The sequence below is a fragment of the Beggiatoa leptomitoformis genome (genome assembly GCF_001305575.3).
Lineage (GTDB): Bacteria > Pseudomonadota > Gammaproteobacteria > Beggiatoales > Beggiatoaceae > Beggiatoa > Beggiatoa leptomitoformis.
The window spans coordinates 2,005,581-2,026,267 of sequence record NZ_CP012373.2; the positions used below are offsets into that span (position 1 = coordinate 2,005,581).

Annotated in this window: 16 protein-coding genes; 11 read left to right on the plus strand and 5 right to left on the minus strand. The window is 40.9% G+C overall.

Annotated elements, in window-relative coordinates:
- The first annotated feature begins 105 nt into the window (after positions 1-105).
- Positions 106-1,746 (plus strand): CTP synthase, encoded by a 1,641-nt coding sequence (locus AL038_RS08425; protein WP_201800145.1) that lies wholly within the window; start codon positions 106-108, stop codon positions 1,744-1,746.
- A 63-nt stretch (positions 1,747-1,809) separates the two neighbouring features.
- Here AL038_RS08425 and AL038_RS08430 read toward each other — a convergent pair whose 3' ends face one another.
- Positions 1,810-2,694 carry an NAD(P)-dependent oxidoreductase gene (locus AL038_RS08430; RefSeq protein ID WP_062151710.1) on the minus strand — a complete coding sequence of 295 codons (885 nt, stop codon included), beginning with the start codon at positions 2,692-2,694 and terminating at the stop codon, positions 1,810-1,812.
- A gap of 455 nt (positions 2,695-3,149) precedes the next feature.
- Between AL038_RS08430 and AL038_RS08435 the strand changes: the two genes are divergently transcribed.
- Positions 3,150-3,839 carry a P-loop NTPase family protein gene (locus tag AL038_RS08435; RefSeq protein ID WP_062151713.1) on the plus strand — a complete coding sequence of 230 codons (690 nt, stop codon included), beginning with the start codon at positions 3,150-3,152 and terminating at the stop codon, positions 3,837-3,839.
- 102 nt (positions 3,840-3,941) lie between these two features.
- Here AL038_RS08435 and AL038_RS08440 read toward each other — a convergent pair whose 3' ends face one another.
- The 3 genes from AL038_RS08440 to AL038_RS08450 all read right to left on the minus strand — a co-directional run bounded on the left by AL038_RS08440 (position 3,942) and on the right by AL038_RS08450 (position 6,135).
- On the minus strand, positions 3,942-4,658 hold the full coding sequence (locus AL038_RS08440) for an LrgB family protein (protein WP_062151716.1): 717 nt from the start codon (positions 4,656-4,658) through the stop codon (positions 3,942-3,944).
- Positions 4,658-5,008, minus strand: coding sequence for a CidA/LrgA family protein (locus AL038_RS08445; RefSeq protein ID WP_062151718.1), 351 nt, complete (start codon positions 5,006-5,008; stop codon positions 4,658-4,660). The genes AL038_RS08440 and AL038_RS08445 overlap by 1 nt, the downstream gene beginning before the upstream one ends.
- Before the next feature lie 137 nt (positions 5,009-5,145).
- On the minus strand, positions 5,146-6,135 hold the full coding sequence (locus AL038_RS08450; protein ID WP_062151722.1) for a PQQ-dependent catabolism-associated beta-propeller protein: 990 nt from the start codon (positions 6,133-6,135) through the stop codon (positions 5,146-5,148).
- A gap of 720 nt (positions 6,136-6,855) precedes the next feature.
- On the opposite strand from AL038_RS08450, the gene AL038_RS08455 reads away from it, so the two are divergent.
- The 3 genes from AL038_RS08455 (at position 6,856) to AL038_RS08465 (ending at position 9,988) form a co-directional block, all read left to right on the plus strand.
- On the plus strand, positions 6,856-8,730 hold the full coding sequence (locus tag AL038_RS08455) for a CHASE domain-containing protein (protein WP_062151725.1): 1,875 nt from the start codon (positions 6,856-6,858) through the stop codon (positions 8,728-8,730).
- Between the two features lie 102 nt (positions 8,731-8,832).
- Positions 8,833-9,387, plus strand: coding sequence for a DJ-1 family glyoxalase III (locus AL038_RS08460; RefSeq protein WP_062151728.1), 555 nt, complete (start codon positions 8,833-8,835; stop codon positions 9,385-9,387).
- Position 9,388: 1 nt separating this feature from the next.
- Positions 9,389-9,988, plus strand: coding sequence for a class II aldolase/adducin family protein (locus AL038_RS08465; protein ID WP_062151731.1), 600 nt, complete (start codon positions 9,389-9,391; stop codon positions 9,986-9,988).
- Positions 9,989-10,091: 103 nt separating this feature from the next.
- Here the strand turns inward: AL038_RS08465 and AL038_RS08470 are convergent, their stop codons facing one another.
- Positions 10,092-11,078: a vWA domain-containing protein gene (locus AL038_RS08470; RefSeq protein WP_062151734.1), complete on the minus strand. Its 987-nt coding sequence runs from the start codon at positions 11,076-11,078 to the stop codon at positions 10,092-10,094.
- A gap of 295 nt (positions 11,079-11,373) precedes the next feature.
- On the opposite strand from AL038_RS08470, the gene AL038_RS08475 reads away from it, so the two are divergent.
- The 6 genes from AL038_RS08475 (at position 11,374) to AL038_RS08500 (ending at position 20,660) form a co-directional block, all read left to right on the plus strand.
- The gene (locus AL038_RS08475) at positions 11,374-14,388 is read left to right on the plus strand and encodes an NACHT domain-containing protein (protein WP_062151737.1); all 3,015 of its coding nucleotides are present in this window, start codon (positions 11,374-11,376) and stop codon (positions 14,386-14,388) included.
- Between the two features lie 319 nt (positions 14,389-14,707).
- Positions 14,708-15,613, plus strand: a complete 906-nt coding sequence (glyQ, locus tag AL038_RS08480; RefSeq protein WP_062151740.1) for a glycine--tRNA ligase subunit alpha — start codon at positions 14,708-14,710, stop codon at positions 15,611-15,613.
- A 72-nt stretch (positions 15,614-15,685) separates the two neighbouring features.
- Positions 15,686-17,761, plus strand: a complete 2,076-nt coding sequence (gene glyS / locus AL038_RS08485; RefSeq protein ID WP_062151743.1) for a glycine--tRNA ligase subunit beta — start codon at positions 15,686-15,688, stop codon at positions 17,759-17,761.
- 91 nt (positions 17,762-17,852) lie between these two features.
- Positions 17,853-18,398 (plus strand): D-glycero-beta-D-manno-heptose 1,7-bisphosphate 7-phosphatase, encoded by a 546-nt coding sequence (gene gmhB, locus AL038_RS08490; protein ID WP_062151746.1) that lies wholly within the window; start codon positions 17,853-17,855, stop codon positions 18,396-18,398.
- Positions 18,391-19,155, plus strand: a complete 765-nt coding sequence (locus tag AL038_RS08495; protein ID WP_062151749.1) for a lysophospholipid acyltransferase family protein — start codon at positions 18,391-18,393, stop codon at positions 19,153-19,155. The genes gmhB and AL038_RS08495 overlap by 8 nt, the downstream gene beginning before the upstream one ends.
- A 236-nt stretch (positions 19,156-19,391) precedes the next feature.
- Positions 19,392-20,660, plus strand: a complete 1,269-nt coding sequence (locus tag AL038_RS08500) for a LysM peptidoglycan-binding domain-containing protein (RefSeq protein WP_083991473.1) — start codon at positions 19,392-19,394, stop codon at positions 20,658-20,660.
- The last annotated feature ends 27 nt before the right edge of the window (positions 20,661-20,687 follow it).

The following is a 20,687-nucleotide window of genomic DNA, read 5'->3' on the forward strand; positions in this document are numbered from 1 at the left end:
ATATACTATCTTTTAAGTTTTTTTCACATTGAGAAGCCCCCATAAATTTGCTATTTTTAATTGCTTTTGTCCTTCTACTCATTAGCTTCGCTAAATAAAATCCCCATGACTCGATTCATCTTTATTACAGGCGGTGTCGTATCCTCTTTAGGCAAAGGCATTGCCGCCGCATCACTTGCCGCTATTTTAGAATCCCGTAAAATCAAAGTAACTTTATTAAAACTAGACCCTTATATTAATGTTGACCCCGGAACAATGAGTCCATTTCAACATGGCGAGGTTTATGTTACCGATGATGGCGCGGAAACTGATTTAGATTTAGGACATTATGAACGCTTTGTCCGTACTACCATGTCACAAGCCAATAATTACACCACAGGGCGCATTTATGCCAATGTAATTAATAAAGAACGACATGGCGATTATTTAGGCGCGACAGTACAAGTCATTCCCCATATTACTGACGAAATCAAACGTTCGATTATCGCAGGCGCGGGCGATGCGGATGTCGCAATGGTAGAAATTGGCGGTACTGTTGGCGATATAGAATCTTTACCGTTTTTAGAAGCCTTGCGCCAAATGGCGGCAGAATTAGGACGTGAACGTGCGTTATTTATTCATTTAACATTAGTCCCTTATATCGCAACAGCGGGCGAGTTAAAGACCAAACCCACACAACATTCTGTTAAAGAATTACGTTCTATCGGTATTCAACCTGATGTATTGCTGTGTCGTTCTACGCAACCACTGCCCGAAAATGAACGACGAAAAATTGCTTTATTCACCAATGTTGATGAATGGGCCGTTATTTCTTTAGTCGATGCGGATTCTATTTATAGAATTCCTGAACAGTTGCAACAGCAAGGGTTAGATAGAATTGTTTGTGATAAATTCCGCCTTAACACGCCTCCCGCAGATTTAACGGAATGGACTAAGGTTGTTACTGCGTTAGATTCTCCCGTTGCCTGCGTGAATGTAGCGATGGTTGGGAAATATGTGAATTTAACCGATGCGTATAAATCTTTATCTGAATCATTAAAACATGCTGGGATTCATACACATACACAAGTTAATATTACGTATATTGATTCGGAAGAAATTGAAGCGCAAGGCACGGAATGTTTGCGTGGTATGAGCGCGATTTTAGTACCGGGTGGTTTTGGTTTGCGCGGGATTGAAGGCAAAATCAGAACGGCGCAATTTGCGCGTGAACATGGGATTCCTTACTTGGGCATTTGTTTAGGAATGCAGGTAGCCGTGATTGAATTCGCTCGTCATGTTGCAGGTTTGAGTAATGCGAACAGTAGCGAGTTTGACCAACATACGCCCCATCCTGTGATTGCTTTAATCACCGAATGGTTAAACGATGCAGGCGAAATGGAACGGCGGACGGAAAATAGTGATAAAGGCGGTACGATGCGCTTAGGCGGGCAAGATTGCCATTTAGCCGAGCATAGTTTGCTTCGCCGCTTATATGGTAAAGCCGTTATTCGTGAGCGTCATCGTCATCGTTATGAATTTAATAATCATTATAAAGATTTACTGGAAAAAGCAGGTTTATCATTTGTTGGGATGTCGGCAGACCAGCGTTTGGTTGAAGTAATTGAAAACCCAAATCATCCTTGGTTTGTGGGGTGTCAATTCCACCCTGAATTTACTTCAACCCCGCGCTATGGACATCCTTTATTTAAAGGCTTTATTGATGCAGCACGTCAGCACGCGAGTTTCGCACCTGTAAAGCCCTAACGTAGGGATAAAAACGCCAAAACCTGACAGGTTTTTAAATCTTGTCAGGTTTTAGATAAGTGGCTAGATTTTCCGAGTCAATCGGGTAATTAAACTGGATGTATCCCACCGATTTCCGCCTTTATCTTGCACATCGGCATAAAATTGGTCGACCAATGCCGTAATGGGTAATGTTGCACCATTTTGTCGGGCTTCTGTTAAACATAAGCCTAAATCTTTGCGCATCCAATCCACCGCAAAGCCGAAATTAAATGCTTTATCAACCATTGTTTTGCCCCTATTTTCCATTTGCCAAGATTGCGCCGCGCCTTTAGAAATCACGTCTAATACCAATTTCATATCCAGCCCCGCCTGCTCGCCAAAATGAACGGCTTCTGATAAGCCTTGCAATAACCCCGCGATGCAGATTTGATTAACCATTTTAGTAAGTTGTCCCATGCCTGCATTTCCCATTAGCGTAACGGCTTTTGCATACGCAGAAATCACAGGCTGTACTTGCGCAAAAATCTCGGCTTCTCCTCCCACCATCACCGTTAAAATCCCTTTTTCTGCCCCTGATTGTCCACCCGATACAGGCGCGTCCAAAAAATGAAACCCTTTTGCTTGAGCAATGCTGAATAATTCGCGCGCAATATCCGCTGAGGTGGTTGAATGGTCAATAAAAACCGCATGAGGAGCTAGGGTATGAAACGCGCCTTGTTCGCCAATCGTCACCGCTCGTAAGTCGTTATCATTCCCCACACAAGAAAATACAATATCCATTCCCTGTGCAAGCTCGGCGGGTGTTTTCGCGCTTGTTCCTGAATATTGTGCTTGCCATTGTGTCGCTTTTGCTGGGGTGCGATTGTAAACGCTGACTTGATAGCCCTGTTGTGCGAGATGTCCCGCCATTGGATAACCCATTGTACCTAAACCTATAAAACCAATTTTGCTATTTTTATCGTACATGTTATTTCCTTGTTTATTATCTGAATCAGGATATTCAGGCTTAAAAAGCCTTGATAATTAATGCGTTTATATCCGTTAAATCTGAAAACTACAGTCGTTAGTTGATTTTACTTAACCCTTTAATTCTTCAATTGTAAAAAAGTGGTTAATATTATGTAATATAAAGTATTATCCTAAGTATCCATTTTACGTTAAACATTTTGTCACACGCAGGGCAAATAATGATGAATATAATGGTTGTTTGCCTTGAGGCATTATTAGTGATGAATATGCCGAATTGTTTTGCAATCAGTATGAGGCAATAGAACGTTTAGCTTATTCCGTCACGTTTCTATTGTAAAAATAAAGATAGTATCTATTAAGAGGATGTCTGTTAGTTTATATAGGCAAATAATTGCGGTGACATCGCTATTTATCACTATCTCGCTTTATCACAACTTACATAAGAGGACACTATGAAGAATATCCATTTTATTGGTGGGGAAAAAGGCGGGGTTGGTAAATCCGTCGTAGCACGGATTTTAGCGCAGTATTGTATTGATAATGACTTACCTTTTATCGGGCATGATAGCGACCGCTCACATGGAACGTTTACCCGTTTTTACGCAGACTTTGCTTCTCCGATGACCGTTGACGAATATGCGCAGTTAGACCAGTTAATTGAAGAGATGTTGACAACGGAAGACAATCGTATTTTAGTGGATTTAGCCGCACAAACGATTCAGCCTTTATCACGTTGGATAGAAGAAAGTGAATTACTTGATTTATGCGCTGAACAAGAAATCAAGCTGACGTTTTGGCATGTGATGGATGGAAGTAAGGATTCCGTTGTATTGTTGGATGAGTTATTAAGTAAATTTGGTGATGGGGTTAGTTATGTAGTGGTTTTAAATCACGGACGCGGACAACCCTTTGATATTTTTAATACCTCACCTATCAGACAACGTGCATTAATGTTGGGTGCGAAGTTGATTGAATTACGGGCATTACAAAGTAGCACCATGCAGAAGATTGATAAGGCAAACGCCAGTTTTTGGAATGCGATTCATTTGAAAGAAACCAATGGGCTAGGATTAGTAGAGCAACGCCGTGTAAAAGTGTGGCTCGCCGATGCTTATGAATCATTAAAATTGTTAGACGTGTAACGATTTTAGACAGGTAGAATTAAGAAAGACGCGATTTTTCGCGTCTTTTTTACTGAAAAAATATTCTGTACTGTTCAAACGCAACGCTTAAGTACCCTAAAGTTATAACAATACCGACACGAATAACGGCACAAGAATCGCCGTGCTGATTCCATTTAATCCCATCGCTAAGCCTGCAAATGCGCCCATTTCTGTATGAATTTGCAACGCCCGTGCTGTGCCTATCCCATGTGAAGCCAAGCCAATTGCAAAACCACGTACGCTGTTATCTTCTATGCGGACAATATGCAGTAAGGCAGGTGCGGTTACAGCACCCACAATGCCCGTTAAAATAACCAAAACTGCAGTTAATGAAGGTTCTCCCCCAATTTCTTGTGCAATGCCCATTGCAATGGGAGTAGTGATAGATTTTGGCAACATGGATAATAGACTGGTTTGTGATAAGCCTGTTAAGAATCCTAATGCCCACACAGAGAGAATAGCGGTTGTAGAACCAATGACTAATGTTAATAACAAGGGAAACCAGTGTTGTTTTAAACGGTCATAATATTGGTAAAGTGGAATAGCTAAGGCAACTGTTGTAGGCCCTAGCAGGAAATGAACAAATTGCGCACCATTAAAATAGGTTTGATAAGGTGTATGTGTAAGTTGTAACAGTATAACAAGACACAACATGCTAAATAACACAGGGTTAAGCAGGGGAATTTGTCCGTAATGATGGTAAATGCGTTGTGTGAGCCAGTAAATGCTAAGAGTTAGGCTTAACCAAAGTAGTGGCGTTTGGGCAAGATATACCCAAATCGTATTTAAATCATTCATTAGGTTTTCCCTTCCCAAATTTTTAATAGGGTTTTCAATGTCCATGCTGTAACGAGTAACGTTATCCACGTACTTCCCAGCAGGGTAATGGTTATTGAAAGCCATTCCTGTTGTAGCAAGCCGATATGCACCATAATGCCAACACCAGCAGGGACGAAAAAAAGAGAAAGATGTTGGAGTAATCCTTGTGCAGTTTGTTGGAGAAAATGGGGAACATGACCGTGCCAAATGAACAAGAAAAAGAGGAGAAGCATTCCTAATACAGGGCCGGGAATGGGGAGATGTAGGGCGCGAACGGTGATTTCCCCAATAAGTTGTAAACCGAGAAGAATGGCAAAAGCATTAAGCATGATAAAGTGATGAGTGCGTTAAATGAGAGAGAAAAGCGGTTACTTTATTGATTATTCGCGTGAGTTTGGCATCATTTGCTGAGAAGAACGCGACTTTAGAATAGATTACTCACAAGTCGCGTTTTTATTGCGGTGGTTTATTCGTCAATCAATATGCTATGTGGTACACGTCCAACAGGGACAGACTTTTCTACTTTAAGCGTTGCGGTGTCAATAATAGAAACATCATCACTCATGCCGTTAGTAACAAATAATAAACTGCCATCTTTGTTCAGTGTTGCTCCCCATGGGCGATTACCAACCAACACGTAGTTTTTTACTTCATTACTGGTTGTATCTACAACAGCAACGTGATGCGCCCGTCCTAAAGTGACATATAAGCTTTTACCATCCTTGCTTAAAACCAAGCCGACAGGGGTCACTTCTTCAGGACGAAAGCCTTTAGGTGCAAATTTAATTTCGCCTGTTACTGCATTTTTTGCAGTATCGATAATGCTGACAGTACCACCAATTTCGCTAGAGACATATAAACTCTTTCCATCAGCCGTGAGTGCAAAACGGCGCGGGCGTGTATTAACAATGATGTTAGCCTTAACAACGGGCTTGGTTTTATCTGTTACGTCAATAACATGTACCATATTAGCAACTTCAGAAGTTACATAAACTGTATTGCCATCATGGCTAACTAACACACCTTCAGGTTCTTCACCCACTTCTACTTGGGCAATCGTTTTTTTAGCAACCATGTCATAAACACTTAACGCACCATCATCTTCATTAGATACATATAAGTACTTACCTTCTGGGCTAAGGTCAAATATTTCAGGTTCTTCCCCCACATCTAGGCTATCAACAACCGCCAGTTTGGCAATGTCAATCACATCAATCCGATTACCATCTCCGCAAGCAACATAAATCAAGTCGTGCGCAGGACTGAATTGTAAGTGACGAGGTTGTTCGTTGGTTTTAATTAGTTGGCGTTTTTCATAAGTTTTTCCATCTAGCACAATAACAGCACTGTCACTTTCTAAACTTACAAAAATGTTTCCTGTTGCCGCATTAGCAGGAAGAGTGAAACATGTTAGTAGAGATACTGCTACCAATCCCGATTTACCAAAAATAGACATTTTTTATCTCTCCTTAACCACATACGATGAATATGAAAATGAGCCTTAATGTTATTACTTTTCGCGTAATAAAACATGCCTAGAATTTTGTATCTAGTTTTCTTTAGTTAATAAAAGGTTATGTAGCTGTTTAGAATATTTACTAAAATAATCTTAATATATATTAATACCCTATAACATGTATTGGGTTGTTTAAATGATAGTTTTCGTTGCGTATAAAAATGTTAAATCGGATATTTGCGGGGTTTGTATCATTTAAAAAAAATAGTTGTACTAAAACACATTAGAGGATAAATGTAATAATCTGCCGAGTCAGAGTTTTCAATATTGAATAAGTATAAAAGTTATTTTATTGATAATCATTGGAATTATGGTAATTCTAAAAATTTTGATTCAAATGGTCTTTTATCAGAAAAATGACTCATCCTTATTTTTCTAACATAACCAAAAAAGCAGCGAGTATGTGTGAATAAGTTTGTCCTAAACTGTGTGGAAATGTATGTATTTTTCTGGAAACAGGAAAAAATTTCTTCCTGATATAACAAGGTTTTTTTAGCTTTTTTTATTTTGCTGTTCTGACTGTATCAACAAGCTGAATAGTTGTTGTGTTAATATCCAACAAAAGCGTTAAGATATGCCATGAAACAAACATAATCCCTACCAGTGGTCTATTTTTTGCACTGGTACTGTATTTTCATAAACTTGATGGAGAGCGATAACATGGGGAAACCAGCAAACGAAGTGGAATCCTATACTGGGGGGGAGGAAAGTCCGCACCAACACCGACATCCCAGTCATCTTGATAAAAGACCGCTGTGGCAACGCTATTTGCCCATTATTTTAACTGTTACAATCGGTATCGCTTTATCGATAGTGTTGTATTATTTAACACTTGCTTGGGATCATCAACGGGTTAAAGCCGACTTTAAAAAAGCAGCAGAAGATAGAACCTTTGCAATTCAACGTTCTCTCGTTTTTAACTTAGATTTGCTACAAACGTTTGAAGCCTTTTTTAAATCCAGAAATAACAGTGTTGATGCACAAACCTTTCACGCTTATAGCCAACCTTTTTTACAACGTTATGAATATATTAAAGCGATACAATGGGCACCCTTAGTTAATGATGCCGAGCGTAACGCATTTGAAACAACCGTTAAACAATCTATTCCTGATTTCCGAATTAGTGATTTTAATGCAGATGGGCAAAAAGTGCCTGCTGCACAAAGGCCCTTGTATTTTCCCCTGCAATATATTGACCCTACAGAGGGAAATAGCATTGCGCAAGGGGTAGATTTATCCTCAGTACAAGCCTTTAATGAAGTGCTTAATGCAGCGCGTGATGATACAAAATCACGAGCGATTTCTCATGCGACCATTGCAGAAAATACTAATCTAATCGGTTTAACAGTTTTTCTACCTATATATCAAATTGATGCCCCTTTAGACAGTATGGAAGAACGCAGAGCGGCATTAAAAGGTTTTGTCATTGGTGTCTTTGAAATTGGCAGTATTTTAGACGTTGCAATGACTTATTTAGATGAACGTCCTATTGAAATTCGTGTTTATGACAAATCCTTACCGCCAGACCGTCAATTTTTATATCTTTACTTAGGACAGCTCGATTCTGAATTATTAGAAAGTGTGGATGCGAGCCAATTAACCAAGAAAAATGAACCCGCTTTAGAAGTTGTAAAAGAGTTTAATTTTGCAGGACGTGATTTGTCCGTAGAATGCACCCCATCTGTGGGCTATCACCTTACAACGGGTAGTGGTTGGCAGGCATTAACTGTTTTAGCGTTGGGTTTCCTTGTTACCCTCCTAATGGCGGGTTATTTCTATGCCGCCATGCGTCACGCCTATCATCTTGCTGAAGCAGCGGAAGAAGCAAACCAAGCGCAGTCCCGTTTCTTAGCCAATATGAGTCATCAACTGCGTACGCCACTAAATGCTATTACAGGTTATAGCGAGTTATTACGCGAAGAGGCTGAAGAACTAGACGACAAGTCTATTATTCAAGATATTGATAAAATATATATTTCTGCGCGTTACTTACTCTCTTTGAGCGAAGGCATTTTAGATTTATCTAAAATTAAAGCGGGTGAGATTGAGCTAAACTGGGCAATTACCGAAGTTAAACATCTCCTTACGGATATTGTGGACATTGCCACCCCCCTCGTAAAGAAAAATAACAATGCGTTGATTATTAACTGTCCAAATAGCGTCGGCACTATGCAAACCGATGTTACACGTATCCATCAGGTATTATTCAACCTGCTGAATAATGTTTCCGAAGCCACAGAAAATCAAACGGTCACTGTCGATGTAACACGTGAATACAAAGATGGTAAAGAATGGATTTGTTTTAATATCAGTGGTTATATGGGCGGTGGGTTAACAGAAGAACAATGTCAACATCTCCGCTTACGCCTATCTAAAGCAGAAACCTCAGCATCAGAAACAGATTTAGGTATTCGGATGGGTCTCGTTATTAGCGCGCATTTATGGCATTTAATGGGTGGCTATGTAGATGTGAAAAGCGATTTAGGCAGAAGTGTTACCTTTACCCTCTATCTACCTGCACAAGCGGCTATTTAAAATCCAGCTAATATAACAAAGGGCGGATAATACCGCCCTTTTTGTTTTCTCAAGCGACAAAAACAGGCTAAAATGACCTTCTGTTTTAGTAAGGAGGATGTCATGTCCACAGTGCTTGTACCCCTTGCCCAAGGGTGTGAAGAATTAGAAGCAGTTACCATTATTGATTTACTACGACGGGCAAATATCACTGTCATTACAGCAGGATTAGATGAAAAACCTGTTAAAGCCAGTCGTGGTGTTGTACTCATCCCCGATACCACCATAGACCAAGTATTACCAGAAACCTTTGATATGATAGTCTTGCCCGGTGGTGCGGCAGGTGCAGAAAATCTTAACCGTGACCCTCGTATTCATCAACTCCTCAAAACCCTCTTTTATCAAGGAAAATACGTTGCCGCCATCTGCGCTGCGCCGATAGTCTTAGCAACGGCCGCATTATTAGATAATAAACAAGCAACCTGTTATCCAAATAGTTTAAAAATAAGTCATTTTCCAACAATTCAACTCCTAGACTCTCCTGTTGTTATTGATGGCAAAGTTATTACCTCGCGTGGGCCTGGAACCGCAATGGATTTTGCATTGATATTAATTGAAAAATTAGCAGGAAAACCCATCCGTGAACAAGTAGAATCTGGCCTAATGAGACCCCATTGACATGAACTTACCTGAACAATTAGTACAATATTATCGCTGGTTACGCCAATATGGTATCAATGACTCACACAGTGGCAATGCTTCTGTGCGTGATGGTGAAACCGTTTGGGTAACGCCTACGGGAGCATGTGCAGATACATTACAAACCTCAGATTTAATTAAATGTAATATTAATGAAGCACCACCAACAGGTGCATCTTTAGACGCGCCCTTACATCTGGAAGTTTATCGGAGAAACAGCAGTACAACAGCCGTATTACATAGTCATGGTGCACATACGGTTGGGATAACCCTCTCAGGTGATGATTTTATACCAGTTGATTTTGAAGGTTTTTTTTATTTCCCCAAAGTTCCCGTTATCACCATCCCTTTTGAACGCTATGTTAGCGACTCGCCTCGCATGGTTGCAGAGATATTAACCGAATGTCCGATTATGGTTGTTAAAGGACATGGTGTTTATGCACACGCTAAAACCCTCAATCTAGCCTATAAATGGACATGTTCATTAGAATTGTCCGCAAAAACTTATTTTATCGCGCAACAAAGTGGTTCTTTAGGCATAGCGAATAAAAACAAAAAAATGAAGAAAATTAAAAAATAATGTAGGGCTAACGATTAGCCTCAGAATTGAGATTGATGATGTTCTAACCCTCTCCGTAAATGGAGAGGGTATAAACCGTAGATAATCAGAAGGGACTAAAAGTTTAACGATATTTAATGCGAACTATCCACAAGAACATTGCTAATAACAAGGCAAGTGCTAAAGGATAGTAAAATAAAGCGGTTGAAGGACGAAAATATTGATTTTCTTTTTCTATCGGTTCTAACTTATCCAACTCAGCATAAATTTCTTCTAACGCCTGTGTATCTCTAGCGCGGAAATACCGCCCGTTGGTTTTCTCAGCAATCGCAGTTAACGTTTTTTCATCCAAATCGACCGAAGGGTTTACACGTCGTGTGCCGAATAAATCTTGCACAAGCACCTCGTCCGCACCAATTCCAATGGTATAAATCTTTAACCCCGCTTGCGCGGCTAATTCTGCCGCTTTTAATGGTTCAACCGCGCCCGCTGTATTTGCACCATCCGTGAGTAAAATCACAATCCGACTTTGTACAGGTTGGTCACGCAAGCGTTTTACGGCTAAACCAATTGCATCACCAATGGCCGTTTTTTGCCCGGCTAATCCAATCGCCGATTCTAACAACAATGCACGTACAGTGGTGCGGTCAAACGTGAGTGGCGTTTGTAGATAGGCCTGTTCACCAAATAAAATTAAACCAACACGGTCGCCAACTCGTCGTTCAATAAAATCACCTGCAACAGCTTTAGTTGCTGTTAAACGGTCAACCATCCGATTTTGCAGTTGAAAATCACCTATTTCCATACTCCCTGATAAATCAACCGCTAACATTAAATCCCGCCCACTAACAGGCAAGGCTATCGGTTCATCTAACCATTGTGGACGAGCCGCCGCGATAACGAGGCATAACCACGCTAACGCAGCAACAACTAATTGCCATCGTTGATATTTAGTCGTTATTGGGGCATTGCGTGTTAAGCTGCTAAAGTCCTCTAAAAATGGCACGCGAATAGCGGCAGTGCGCACAGGAGCCGCAGGTTTTAATCCATAACGGATGATTAAGGGCAGTGGTAACACCAAAAATAGCCAAATCCATTCAAATTCAAGCATTTTATTTTATCAGTGTGGGTGAAAAACAGCTCAATTATGTGTGTTATTGCAGGGGAATTAAAGAGGTGTTTAATGACAGTTATGTAACACTGTTGACTACTTAAAAACGGTCTGAATCAGAATTTTCAGAATTAGCTGAATTTTTAACCTTTAAAAACAGGAAAAATAACATTTTTCTATCTGAAGATTCTGCATGTTGGTGAGTTCTGATGTAGATAGAATAATTCCCTTCGCTTCTTCCCCGCCTTATACTTCCTGACATACCCCTGCAAACTCACTAATCCTATAAACAATTATGGTTACTCTCTTAAAGAAAACTTTATTTATCTTGTTATTAGGTTGTAATTTCTATATCAACACGGTGTTTGCAACCGCAACAACGGATGGTTGGGAGGAAAAAGCCAGCGGTTTAGTAGAAACCATACAGAAAACATTAGAATGGTTTGTCGACAAACCTTTTTACGCATTATTAACCTTATTTCTAGTCCTTATGGTTCTAATTCGTAAGAAGTTAGAAGAACGTTTTTCAGGTTTATTTGATAAAGCCTTTGATAGCTTGTTTGGTTTATCAACGAAATTATTTGCCCATTTTAGTTTTGAGATGCGTTATTGTCGCGATATTTTGTATAAACATCGGGTGTTTAATGTACGTGGCTTACGGGTGATGGGAACATTTACGCTTGAGTTGGACAAAGTATTTGTCGAGTTACGGATTGCACCTTCTTCTAATCCTAATCAGGCAAACGTTAATCCATTGTCTGACAAAGCGTTAGCAGGCAATCGGTCTATTTGGGATTTTCTCCAACACGGTGATAAACAGCGCAACCGTTTGGTGTTAGCGGTGTTAGGCTCACCCGGTTGTGGAAAAACTACTTTATTACAACATATTGCATTGGTATTGGCGCATCATCGTCAACACCGTTATCGGTTATCACGAAAAATTCCGCTTTTCCTCGCGTTTCGTAATCATGTTGAAGATATTTTGCAAGAAGCGATTGACCCTGCAAAACCGTTTTCTGTGGACACCTCACCAACGTTAGCCGAGTTAGCCTACAAACATTTTAGCCATCCTAAAAAGTATCCCGAGTTAAAACCACCTGAAGATTGGTTTGCACGTCAACTTCAAATGGGGCTATGTCTTGTATTGTTTGACGGCTTAGACGAGGTTGGCGATGTGACACAACGGATAAAAATTGCTCAGTGGGTGGACGCACAGATTGATAGTTATCCACGCTGTCATTTTATTATCACGGCTCGCCCACACGGGTATAGAAGCGCGCCATTGCAACAGGCAAATATTTTAGAAGTGCAACCCTTTAATATGGAACAAGTACGCGCCTTTGTTCATGCGTGGTATTTGGCAAATGAAGTTATCAGCTTTGGTAAAGAAGACATGGGGGTAAAACAAAAAGCCCGCCAAGAAGCTGAGGATTTATTAACCCGTTTGCACAAAATTCCTGCCCTGAGTGCGTTAACCGTTAATCCTTTATTGTTGACGATGATTGCTATGGTACATCGTTATCGTGGACAACTACCCGGACGGCGAGTAGAGCTATATGCAGAAATTTGTGATGTTTTTCTGGGACATTGGCGACAATCTATTGGTATTCATGATAATTTAACCGCTGCACAAAAAAGAGTTGCCTTACAACCGCTGGCCGCCTATATGATGAATAAAAATATTCGTGATATTAGTTCCCAAGATGCGTTAGAGGTTATTAATAAGCCCTTAAAACGAGTAGGACTCACCGATGAAGCAATGGGGAATTTTTTACGGGATATTCAAGAAAGTAGTGGACTAGTCTTAGAAAAAGAGTTGAATTCTTGGCATTTTGCGCATTTAACGTTTCAGGAATATTTAGCATCTGCTTATTTATTAGAACGCAAAGACAGTATTAAATGGGAAGGCTTGGTATATCGCAGTTGGTGGCAAGAAACCTTGCGTTTATATGCCGCACAGGGGGATGCAACACCTGTTGTAAAAGCTTGTTTAGAAAATAGTTCGCTGGCTGCAATGACCTTAGCCGCACACTGTTTAGAAGAAGCCCGAGAATTAGAAGAAGAATTACGTAATGCAGTGGTTGAAAAAGTCTTAAGTAATTTAGAAGCGGATACGATAGAGCAACGGGAGCTGGCGGCAGAAGTGCGCATGAGCCAACGACTCAACACATTACAACGAATTGATGATGATATAGAAATTGATTTACAGTTTATCAGTTATGCAGAATATCAATTGTTTTTAGACGATACCCGCTCACAAGGAAAATTCCACCAGCCCGACCATTGGCAACAGCTCAGTTTTATTCGCGGACAAGCACAACAATCCATAACGGGGATGCAAGGCAAGGATGCGGAAGCCTTTTGTCTCTGGCTGACCAATAAACGCGGGGGCGGTGTTGCCTATCGCCTACCAACCCCAACAGAAGCACGCAGTCATCCTGCATTAAACACAGGACTTGCAACATGGTGCAAATACAACAGCGAATATAGATTACAGTGGGATAGCGAAACTAATGAACAAGCACTCCTACAACGATTACAACGCCTCTCAGCGTTACCGATAGATTTAACATTCGGACGTATTCGTGAAGAATGCTTTGCTTTATCACACGATATAGACCTATCCCGCGCCCGTTCTAAGGCAAGCACAACCTCCAGAGAGCCGCGTCACTACAGTCTGTCTGAACCTGCGGAACACCCTGTTTTAAGCGCGCTAGCCTTAGCATTAGAATATGCAGAATTACCCAGCAGTGCGTTAGAACTTGCAAGATTACCCAAACTAGCCAGTGTATTAGAATTTATTTTTGATAAAGTTCGTCATTCCAACTCGCCTGAAATACTCATTCAAGCACGCAGCCAACGCTTAGATTCTAAAGAAATTCATGACAAACATACACAACTAGAACACGAGTTTTATAACCCGCTTCCTGCTAATTTACTTGGACAAGCCAAACAATTATTACTCGCCATGCAAGCTGTAACTGACCCAGAACAACAGCGGGTAGGGGTATTAATTGCGGATTTATTACACTGTGTAGCTGCCAAAAACCCGCTTGCGGTGCGTCAAGCATGGCGACAATATTGTTTACACTTAGCCGAATATACATGGCGTGGATACGATTTATTAGAGAACAAACTAGCCCCTAAAGGATGGCAACGTTTTTTTAAAAAGAATAAACCTGAACAATTATTTGGGCGTGAAATTGTCTTGCGTTTATATTGGTATTTACGAATCGTTTTAGCCCGTGAAGCAGGAGAATTACCCGCATGGGAAGGCGTGCGCATTGTACGGGAAAGAAGGGCGTTTTAACCTACGCTATAAAACTGAATTATCTGCATTTTTAAATTACGCAACCTGATAACACCGCTTGAAACGATGGTATTTATAACCTATAGAATGCTTGTAAGACTTGTTTCAACAAGGTGTATTAGGTGCGGTTTTTTACAAGGTGCGTTACGCAATAATGCTAATGCACCCGACAATCGTCCCCTTTGCAAAGGGGTTAGACAATACGTCACCGTTCGCTAGTTTATTTCAACATACCCAAGCGGTTTGTTAGTCGTTATAATGAGAATATTTTGCATAAATCACCCACTAAAACAGCAAGCAAAACCGTAGGGAAAAAGTCGTGTCATCACCTAGCACTTTTCAAGATTTAATCCTTAGATTACAAGAATATTGGGCTAAACAAGGTTGTGTGATTCAACAACCTTATGATATGGAAGTCGGCGCGGGAACTTTTCACCCCGCAACCTTTTTACGTTCTATTGGCCCTGAACCTTGGAGCGCGGCGTATGTACAACCCTCCCGCCGTCCTGCGGATGGTCGTTATGGAGAAAATCCTAATCGCTTACAACACTATTATCAATATCAAGTTGTTATAAAACCGTCCCCATTAAATATTCAAGAACTTTATTTAGATTCGTTGCAAATGTTGGGCATAGACCCACTTGAATATGATATTCGTTTTGTTGAAGATAATTGGGAATCGCCAACCTTAGGCGCGTGGGGCTTGGGGTGGGAAGTATGGTTAAACGGCATGGAAGTCACACAATTTACTTATTTTCAACAAGTGGGTGGATTAGAGTGTAAACCTGTGACGGGCGAAATTACCTATGGATTAGAACGGATTGCCATGTATTTGCAGGGCGTAAACAGCGTTTATGACTTGGTGTGGGCAGATGGTAAGTTAGGACGGGTTACGTATGGCGATGTATTTCATCAAAATGAAGTGGAAATGTCCGCTTATAACTTTGAACACGCGCCTATTGCCGATTTATTTAAAAACTTTGACTTATACGAACGCGAAAGCACGAAATTAATCGAGTTAGGTTTACCTTTGCCTGCATACGAAATGGCGTTAAAAGCCTCACACACGTTTAATTTATTGGATGCCCGTAAAGCAATTTCAGTAACAGAACGCCAACGCTTTATTTTACGTGTCCGCACACTCGCCCGTGCTGTCGCACAAGCCTACTATAACAGTAGGGAAATGCTGGGTTTTCCTATGTGTCAAAACAAGGTAACTGCATAAGAATAGTTCGTTGGGTGCATCAACAAAGCTTTATGTACCGTATTCAGCCACGTCATTCATGGAATCAGTGCAATGTCTGCAACACAGGATTTATTAATAGAAATCGGGACGGAAGAGTTACCCCCCAAAAGCCTTAAGAATTTATCAGAAGCCTTTTTATCAGGTATTTGTGAAGGGTTAGAAACCCAGCATATTCAATATAATATGGCAAATCCTTATGCAACACCGCGCCGCCTAGCGGTATTAGTCAAAGGGGTTGCCGTACAACAGCCTGATATTCCCATAGAAAAGCGCGGACCTGCACTGACTGCTGCATACGATAAAGAGGGCAAACCAAGCAAAGCCGCCGAAGGTTTTGCCCGTTCTTGCGGGGTAAGTTTTGCCGATTTAGAAAAATTAGAAACTGACAAAGGTGCGTGGTTAGTTTATCGAACCTTGCAGAAAGGACAAGCAACGACTGAGCTATTAAATAATATTATTCACAATGCGTTAAATGCACTCCCGATTGCAAAACGGATGCGTTGGGGAAACTCAGATTTTGCTTTTGTTCGTCCTATTCATTGGGTATTGATTTTATTAGGTAGTCAAGTTATTGAAACGGAAATTTTAGGCGTAAAAAGTGGTAACACCTCACGCGGACACCGTTTCCATCATCCCGATGCGATTACAATCCATCATGCAGATGAGTACGCGAAAAAATTAGAGTCCGATGGTTTTGTCATTCCGACCTTTTCTATCCGTCAACAACGGGTAAAAATTCTGGTAGAAGAGGCGGCTGAAGGATTAGGCGGAACAGCGGTTATAGACCCCGCGTTATTAGATGAAGTGACCAGTATTGTTGAAAATCCTTTCCCTATCACGGGCGAATTTGAAAAAGAATTCCTCGCTGTACCGCCTGAAGCCCTAATTGCGACGATTAAAGGCAATCAAAAATACTTTCATGTCATTGATGCACAAGGTCAATTATTACCTTATTTCATTACCTTAGCCAATATTCAAAGCAAAAATCCTAATGTGATTAAAGAGGGTAATGAACGGGTTATTCGTCCACGTTTAAGCGATGCAATGTTTTTCTGGAATCAGGATAAATTAAGCCCATTAGCCGACCGTCAAGAGCGACTGAAAACCGTCACTTTTCAGGATAAATTAGGCAGTTTATTTGATAAATCGCAACGGGTTGCAATTGTCGCGGGGATTATTGCCAAACAGTTGGGTGCAGACCCCAAACACGCGCAACGCGCCGCACAGTTAAGTAAATGCGATTTAATGACCAGCATGGTCAATGAATTTCCAGAATTACAGGGAATTATGGGTGATTATTACGCACGGCATGATAATGAAGCCGATGCGGTAGCAATTGCCTTGCGTGAGCAATATATGCCGCGTTTTTGGGGGGATAATTTACCCCAAACGCCTATCGGTCAAGCCCTAGCAATTGCAGATAAATTAGATACTTTAGTAGGTATTTTTGGCATAGGACAAAGTCCAACAGGGGATAAAGACCCGTTTGGTTTGCGCCGTGCAACTTTGGGTATTTTACGTATTGTGATTGAATGTGCGTTACCCTTAAACATTCGCGTGTTATTACAAGAAACGGTTAAAGCCTATCCCACAGAACTGACGGCTAACACAACCAGCGAACAAGTGTTTGAATTTATGTTAGACCGTTTGCGTGGTTATTATCAGGAACAAGGGATTAATAATAATAGTATTGAAGCGGTGTTAAGCTGTCAGCCAGAATCGCCTTTAGACGCTGATAGACGTATTCGTGCGGTAGAAGCCTTTCAACAATTGCCCGCAGCGGAAAGTTTAGCGGCAGCGAATAAGCGTATCCATAATATTTTGAAAAAGGTGGAAGAACCTTTACCCAGCCACCCTGTTTTTACCCATTTTACTGAAGAGGCAGAACGGGTTTTATATAACCAATTAACGCACACTGCCGAGATAATTAAACCCTTGTTAGTACAGGGTGATTATCAATCAAGTTTGCAACAACTCGCCAATTTACGGGATGTTGTAGATAGCTTTTTTGATAAGGTGATGGTGATGATTGATGATGAAAAAGTCCGACGTAACCGTTTGGCTTTATTGCAAACATTACGAGCATTATTTTTACAAATCGCGGATATTTCTCGCTTACAGGGATGATATGACAAGATGATAGGGGCGGCTTAATGCGTCCCTGATTGCGCAAGTAGCAAATTCTCTTTCTCTTTACTTAATAAAGTAGTCTTACCCCATGAAATTAGTCATTTTAGACCGTGACGGGGTCATTAATCACGATTCCAATGAGTATATTAAATCGCCAGATGAATGGCACGCAATACCGGGGAGTTTAGCTGCGATTGCGCGACTAAATCAGGCGGGTTATCGCGTGGTTGTGATTACCAATCAGTCGGGTGTGGCGCGTGGTTTATTTACGTTAGATGATTTGAACGCGATTCATAATAAGATGTATCAACAGTTGAGCGAGGTTGGCGGTAACATTGAGGCAATTTTTTTCTGTCCGCATAACTTGCAAGACGATTGTCAATGTCGTAAACCCCGTGCGGGCTTATTTCATAATTTGGCAGAACGGTTGGGTATTTCCTTAACGGGCGTGCCTGCTGTTGGTGATTCTTTACGTGATTTACAAGCGGCCATTACCTGTGGCGCAAAACCTTTGCTGGTTTTAACGGGCAAGGGTGAAAAAACCTTACAAGAACTAAATGGATTTGGCGATGTTGCCGTATATGAAAACCTCGCTAGTGTTGTGGATGACCTCTTGAGTGAAAAACATGCGTAATGATTTAACCCCTTCTACCTTCGTTCTTTATGGACGTTCTATTGCTTTTTATCTGGGTATCGTGGCGGCATTGATGGTATTTATGCCTTTATCGTTGCCACTCGCCTTGGTGCGTTACCCTGTTCGCTATCAAATTATGACGCACTTTGCGCACTTTTTTTTATGGTGGTTGGATAAAACTTGTCATTTGACTTATGAAGTGAAAGGCTTAGAAAATATTCCTAAAGATAAGCCTGTCATTGTATTGAGCAAACATCAATCTGCTTGGGAAACAATTGCTTATGCAAAAATATTACCATTTATGCAGGTGTGGGTTTTAAAAAAGGAATTATTGTGGATTCCATTGTTTGGTTGGGGGTTAGCAACAATGCGTCCGATTGCCATTGAACGGACAAATGTGCGCCGTTCTTTAGAACAGATTATTGACCAAGGGCGTAAGCGGTTGGCGAATGGAATTTCTGTAATTATTTTTCCTGAAGGCACGCGGGTTGCACCAAACGAACGTGGACGTTATACCGTCAGTGGCGCATTATTGGCGGAGAAAAGTGGTTTTTCTGTGTTACCAATTGCGCATAATGCGGGTGTTTTTTGGCGACGACAGGGGTTTTTAAAATATCCCGGTGTTATTCAAGTGAGTATTGGAACATTAATTAAGACTGAAGGGAAAACTGCTAAGGTTATTAATACACAGGCTGAAGAGTGGATTGAGAATGAAATGAAGAAATTAGTACATGATGATGTTGTTACTAATGAGTAATTCATTTTATTTTCAACAGACTAAATACTAAAGGTTTATAAGTTGATTTAAATAAGTTCTTTATGTCAAAATAAAACTTAACTTTTTTCTCACAATGGGTTAAATAGCGTTTATCTTAAATGGGCTGTTTACCATTTCTGGCGATAACAGAAATGGAATGGCTTGACCCCTTGTTTTCAAAAACGCGCTTTTGTTAGCTGTAGTATGTTTAAAAACAGCTTGGAGTTTATCTCACAATGTATAGAACGCTAATCTCTGCAAGGCGATGGACAGTTTTAGGTTTAGTAATGACCGCTTTTATCAGTGGCTGTTCTACCGTTGAAACCACCGAACCAACCCCAACAGATACAGATAATGGCGGGTATTCAGGAGAATATCCGACTGATATAACTATCCCAGATAATGGTAACGAGTCCCCTCCTGCTGATGGCTCTTATTATACGGTTGTTGCTGGCGACAGTTTGTATGCAATTGCTCGACGCTACAATATGGATTGGCGTGCAATCGCAAGTAGTAATGGTATTGTTCCACCCTATAACTTGTCTGTAGGGCAGCAATTAATTATTAATGGGAGTAGTAGTCCTAGTTATGATAGTGGCGCGGTAACTGCGCCTGTAAAATCAGTACCTACGCCACAACCGCAACCAACAACACCTGATTATAATAACTATCCAAGTGTTAGCAGTGGTAATGTGCATGTCGTACAGCGTGGAGAAAGTTTATACGGTATCGCACGTTTGTATAATGTGGATTTTCGTAACATAGCTGCGTGGAATAATATTCCTGCCCCCTATGCGATTTCTGTTGGGCAACAGTTAAATTTATCTCCCGCAGGGACAACAGGTAGTACAACAGCCGCTGTTCCCGTTAGCAGTAGTCGTAATTATGCAACATCTGAAAATACCCATGTTGTACAAGCAGGTGAAACACTTTATAGCATTTCTAAACGCTATGGTGCTTCTGTGCAACAAGTGGCGAGTTGGAATAATATTCCTCAACCATACACGTTATCTGTCGGGCAACAGCTAACCGTTGGCACAGGGGGTGCCGTGACAAAAGCAAGCGTAGCAACCCGCAGTTATAGCCGTAGTACCGAACAATATCATACAGTTGCTAAAGGTGATACGCTATACAATATTGCAACCCGTTACGGGTTTACGCCGTTGGATGTTGCCGCATGGAATAATATTGCACCACCCTATAACATTATGTTAGGTCAACGTTTAATTGTTTCTCCCCCAGCTGCAAGCAGTTACACAGGGGATATGACAAGCCAATCTTATACAGGCAATACAAGCAGTACGCTTAAAACGCAAAGTGTTACTAACAATAGCCGTAACTTCTCACAAGCATATAGTTATCATGTGGTTGCGCAAGGAGAAACGCTGGGTAGTATTGCAGAACGCTATGGGTTGACCAGACAAGAACTTGCATTATGGAATGGCATTGGTAGTCCTTATACGGTCTATCCAGGACAACGTTTAATGATTATCCCGCCCAATTAGTCACTGTAAATAGACTTGTTCAGTCAT

What these genes read in the sequence shown, in the direction of transcription:
- AL038_RS08425 (WP_201800145.1), top strand. Translation starts at nt 106, where the DNA reads ATGACTCGATTCATCTTTATTACAGGCGGTGTCGTATCCTCTTTAGGC.
- AL038_RS08430 (WP_062151710.1), bottom strand. Translation starts at nt 2,694, where the DNA reads ATGTACGATAAAAATAGCAAAATTGGTTTTATAGGTTTAGGTACAATG.
- AL038_RS08435 (WP_062151713.1), top strand. Translation starts at nt 3,150, where the DNA reads ATGAAGAATATCCATTTTATTGGTGGGGAAAAAGGCGGGGTTGGTAAA.
- AL038_RS08440 (WP_062151716.1), bottom strand. Translation starts at nt 4,658, where the DNA reads ATGAATGATTTAAATACGATTTGGGTATATCTTGCCCAAACGCCACTA.
- AL038_RS08445 (WP_062151718.1), bottom strand. Translation starts at nt 5,008, where the DNA reads ATGCTTAATGCTTTTGCCATTCTTCTCGGTTTACAACTTATTGGGGAA.
- AL038_RS08450 (WP_062151722.1), bottom strand. Translation starts at nt 6,135, where the DNA reads ATGTCTATTTTTGGTAAATCGGGATTGGTAGCAGTATCTCTACTAACA.
- AL038_RS08455 (WP_062151725.1), top strand. Translation starts at nt 6,856, where the DNA reads ATGGGGAAACCAGCAAACGAAGTGGAATCCTATACTGGGGGGGAGGAA.
- AL038_RS08460 (WP_062151728.1), top strand. Translation starts at nt 8,833, where the DNA reads ATGTCCACAGTGCTTGTACCCCTTGCCCAAGGGTGTGAAGAATTAGAA.
- AL038_RS08465 (WP_062151731.1), top strand. Translation starts at nt 9,389, where the DNA reads ATGAACTTACCTGAACAATTAGTACAATATTATCGCTGGTTACGCCAA.
- AL038_RS08470 (WP_062151734.1), bottom strand. Translation starts at nt 11,078, where the DNA reads ATGCTTGAATTTGAATGGATTTGGCTATTTTTGGTGTTACCACTGCCC.
- AL038_RS08475 (WP_062151737.1), top strand. Translation starts at nt 11,374, where the DNA reads ATGGTTACTCTCTTAAAGAAAACTTTATTTATCTTGTTATTAGGTTGT.
- glyS (WP_062151743.1), top strand. Translation starts at nt 15,686, where the DNA reads ATGTCTGCAACACAGGATTTATTAATAGAAATCGGGACGGAAGAGTTA.
- gmhB (WP_062151746.1), top strand. Translation starts at nt 17,853, where the DNA reads ATGAAATTAGTCATTTTAGACCGTGACGGGGTCATTAATCACGATTCC.
- AL038_RS08495 (WP_062151749.1), top strand. Translation starts at nt 18,391, where the DNA reads ATGCGTAATGATTTAACCCCTTCTACCTTCGTTCTTTATGGACGTTCT.
- AL038_RS08500 (WP_083991473.1), top strand. Translation starts at nt 19,392, where the DNA reads ATGTATAGAACGCTAATCTCTGCAAGGCGATGGACAGTTTTAGGTTTA.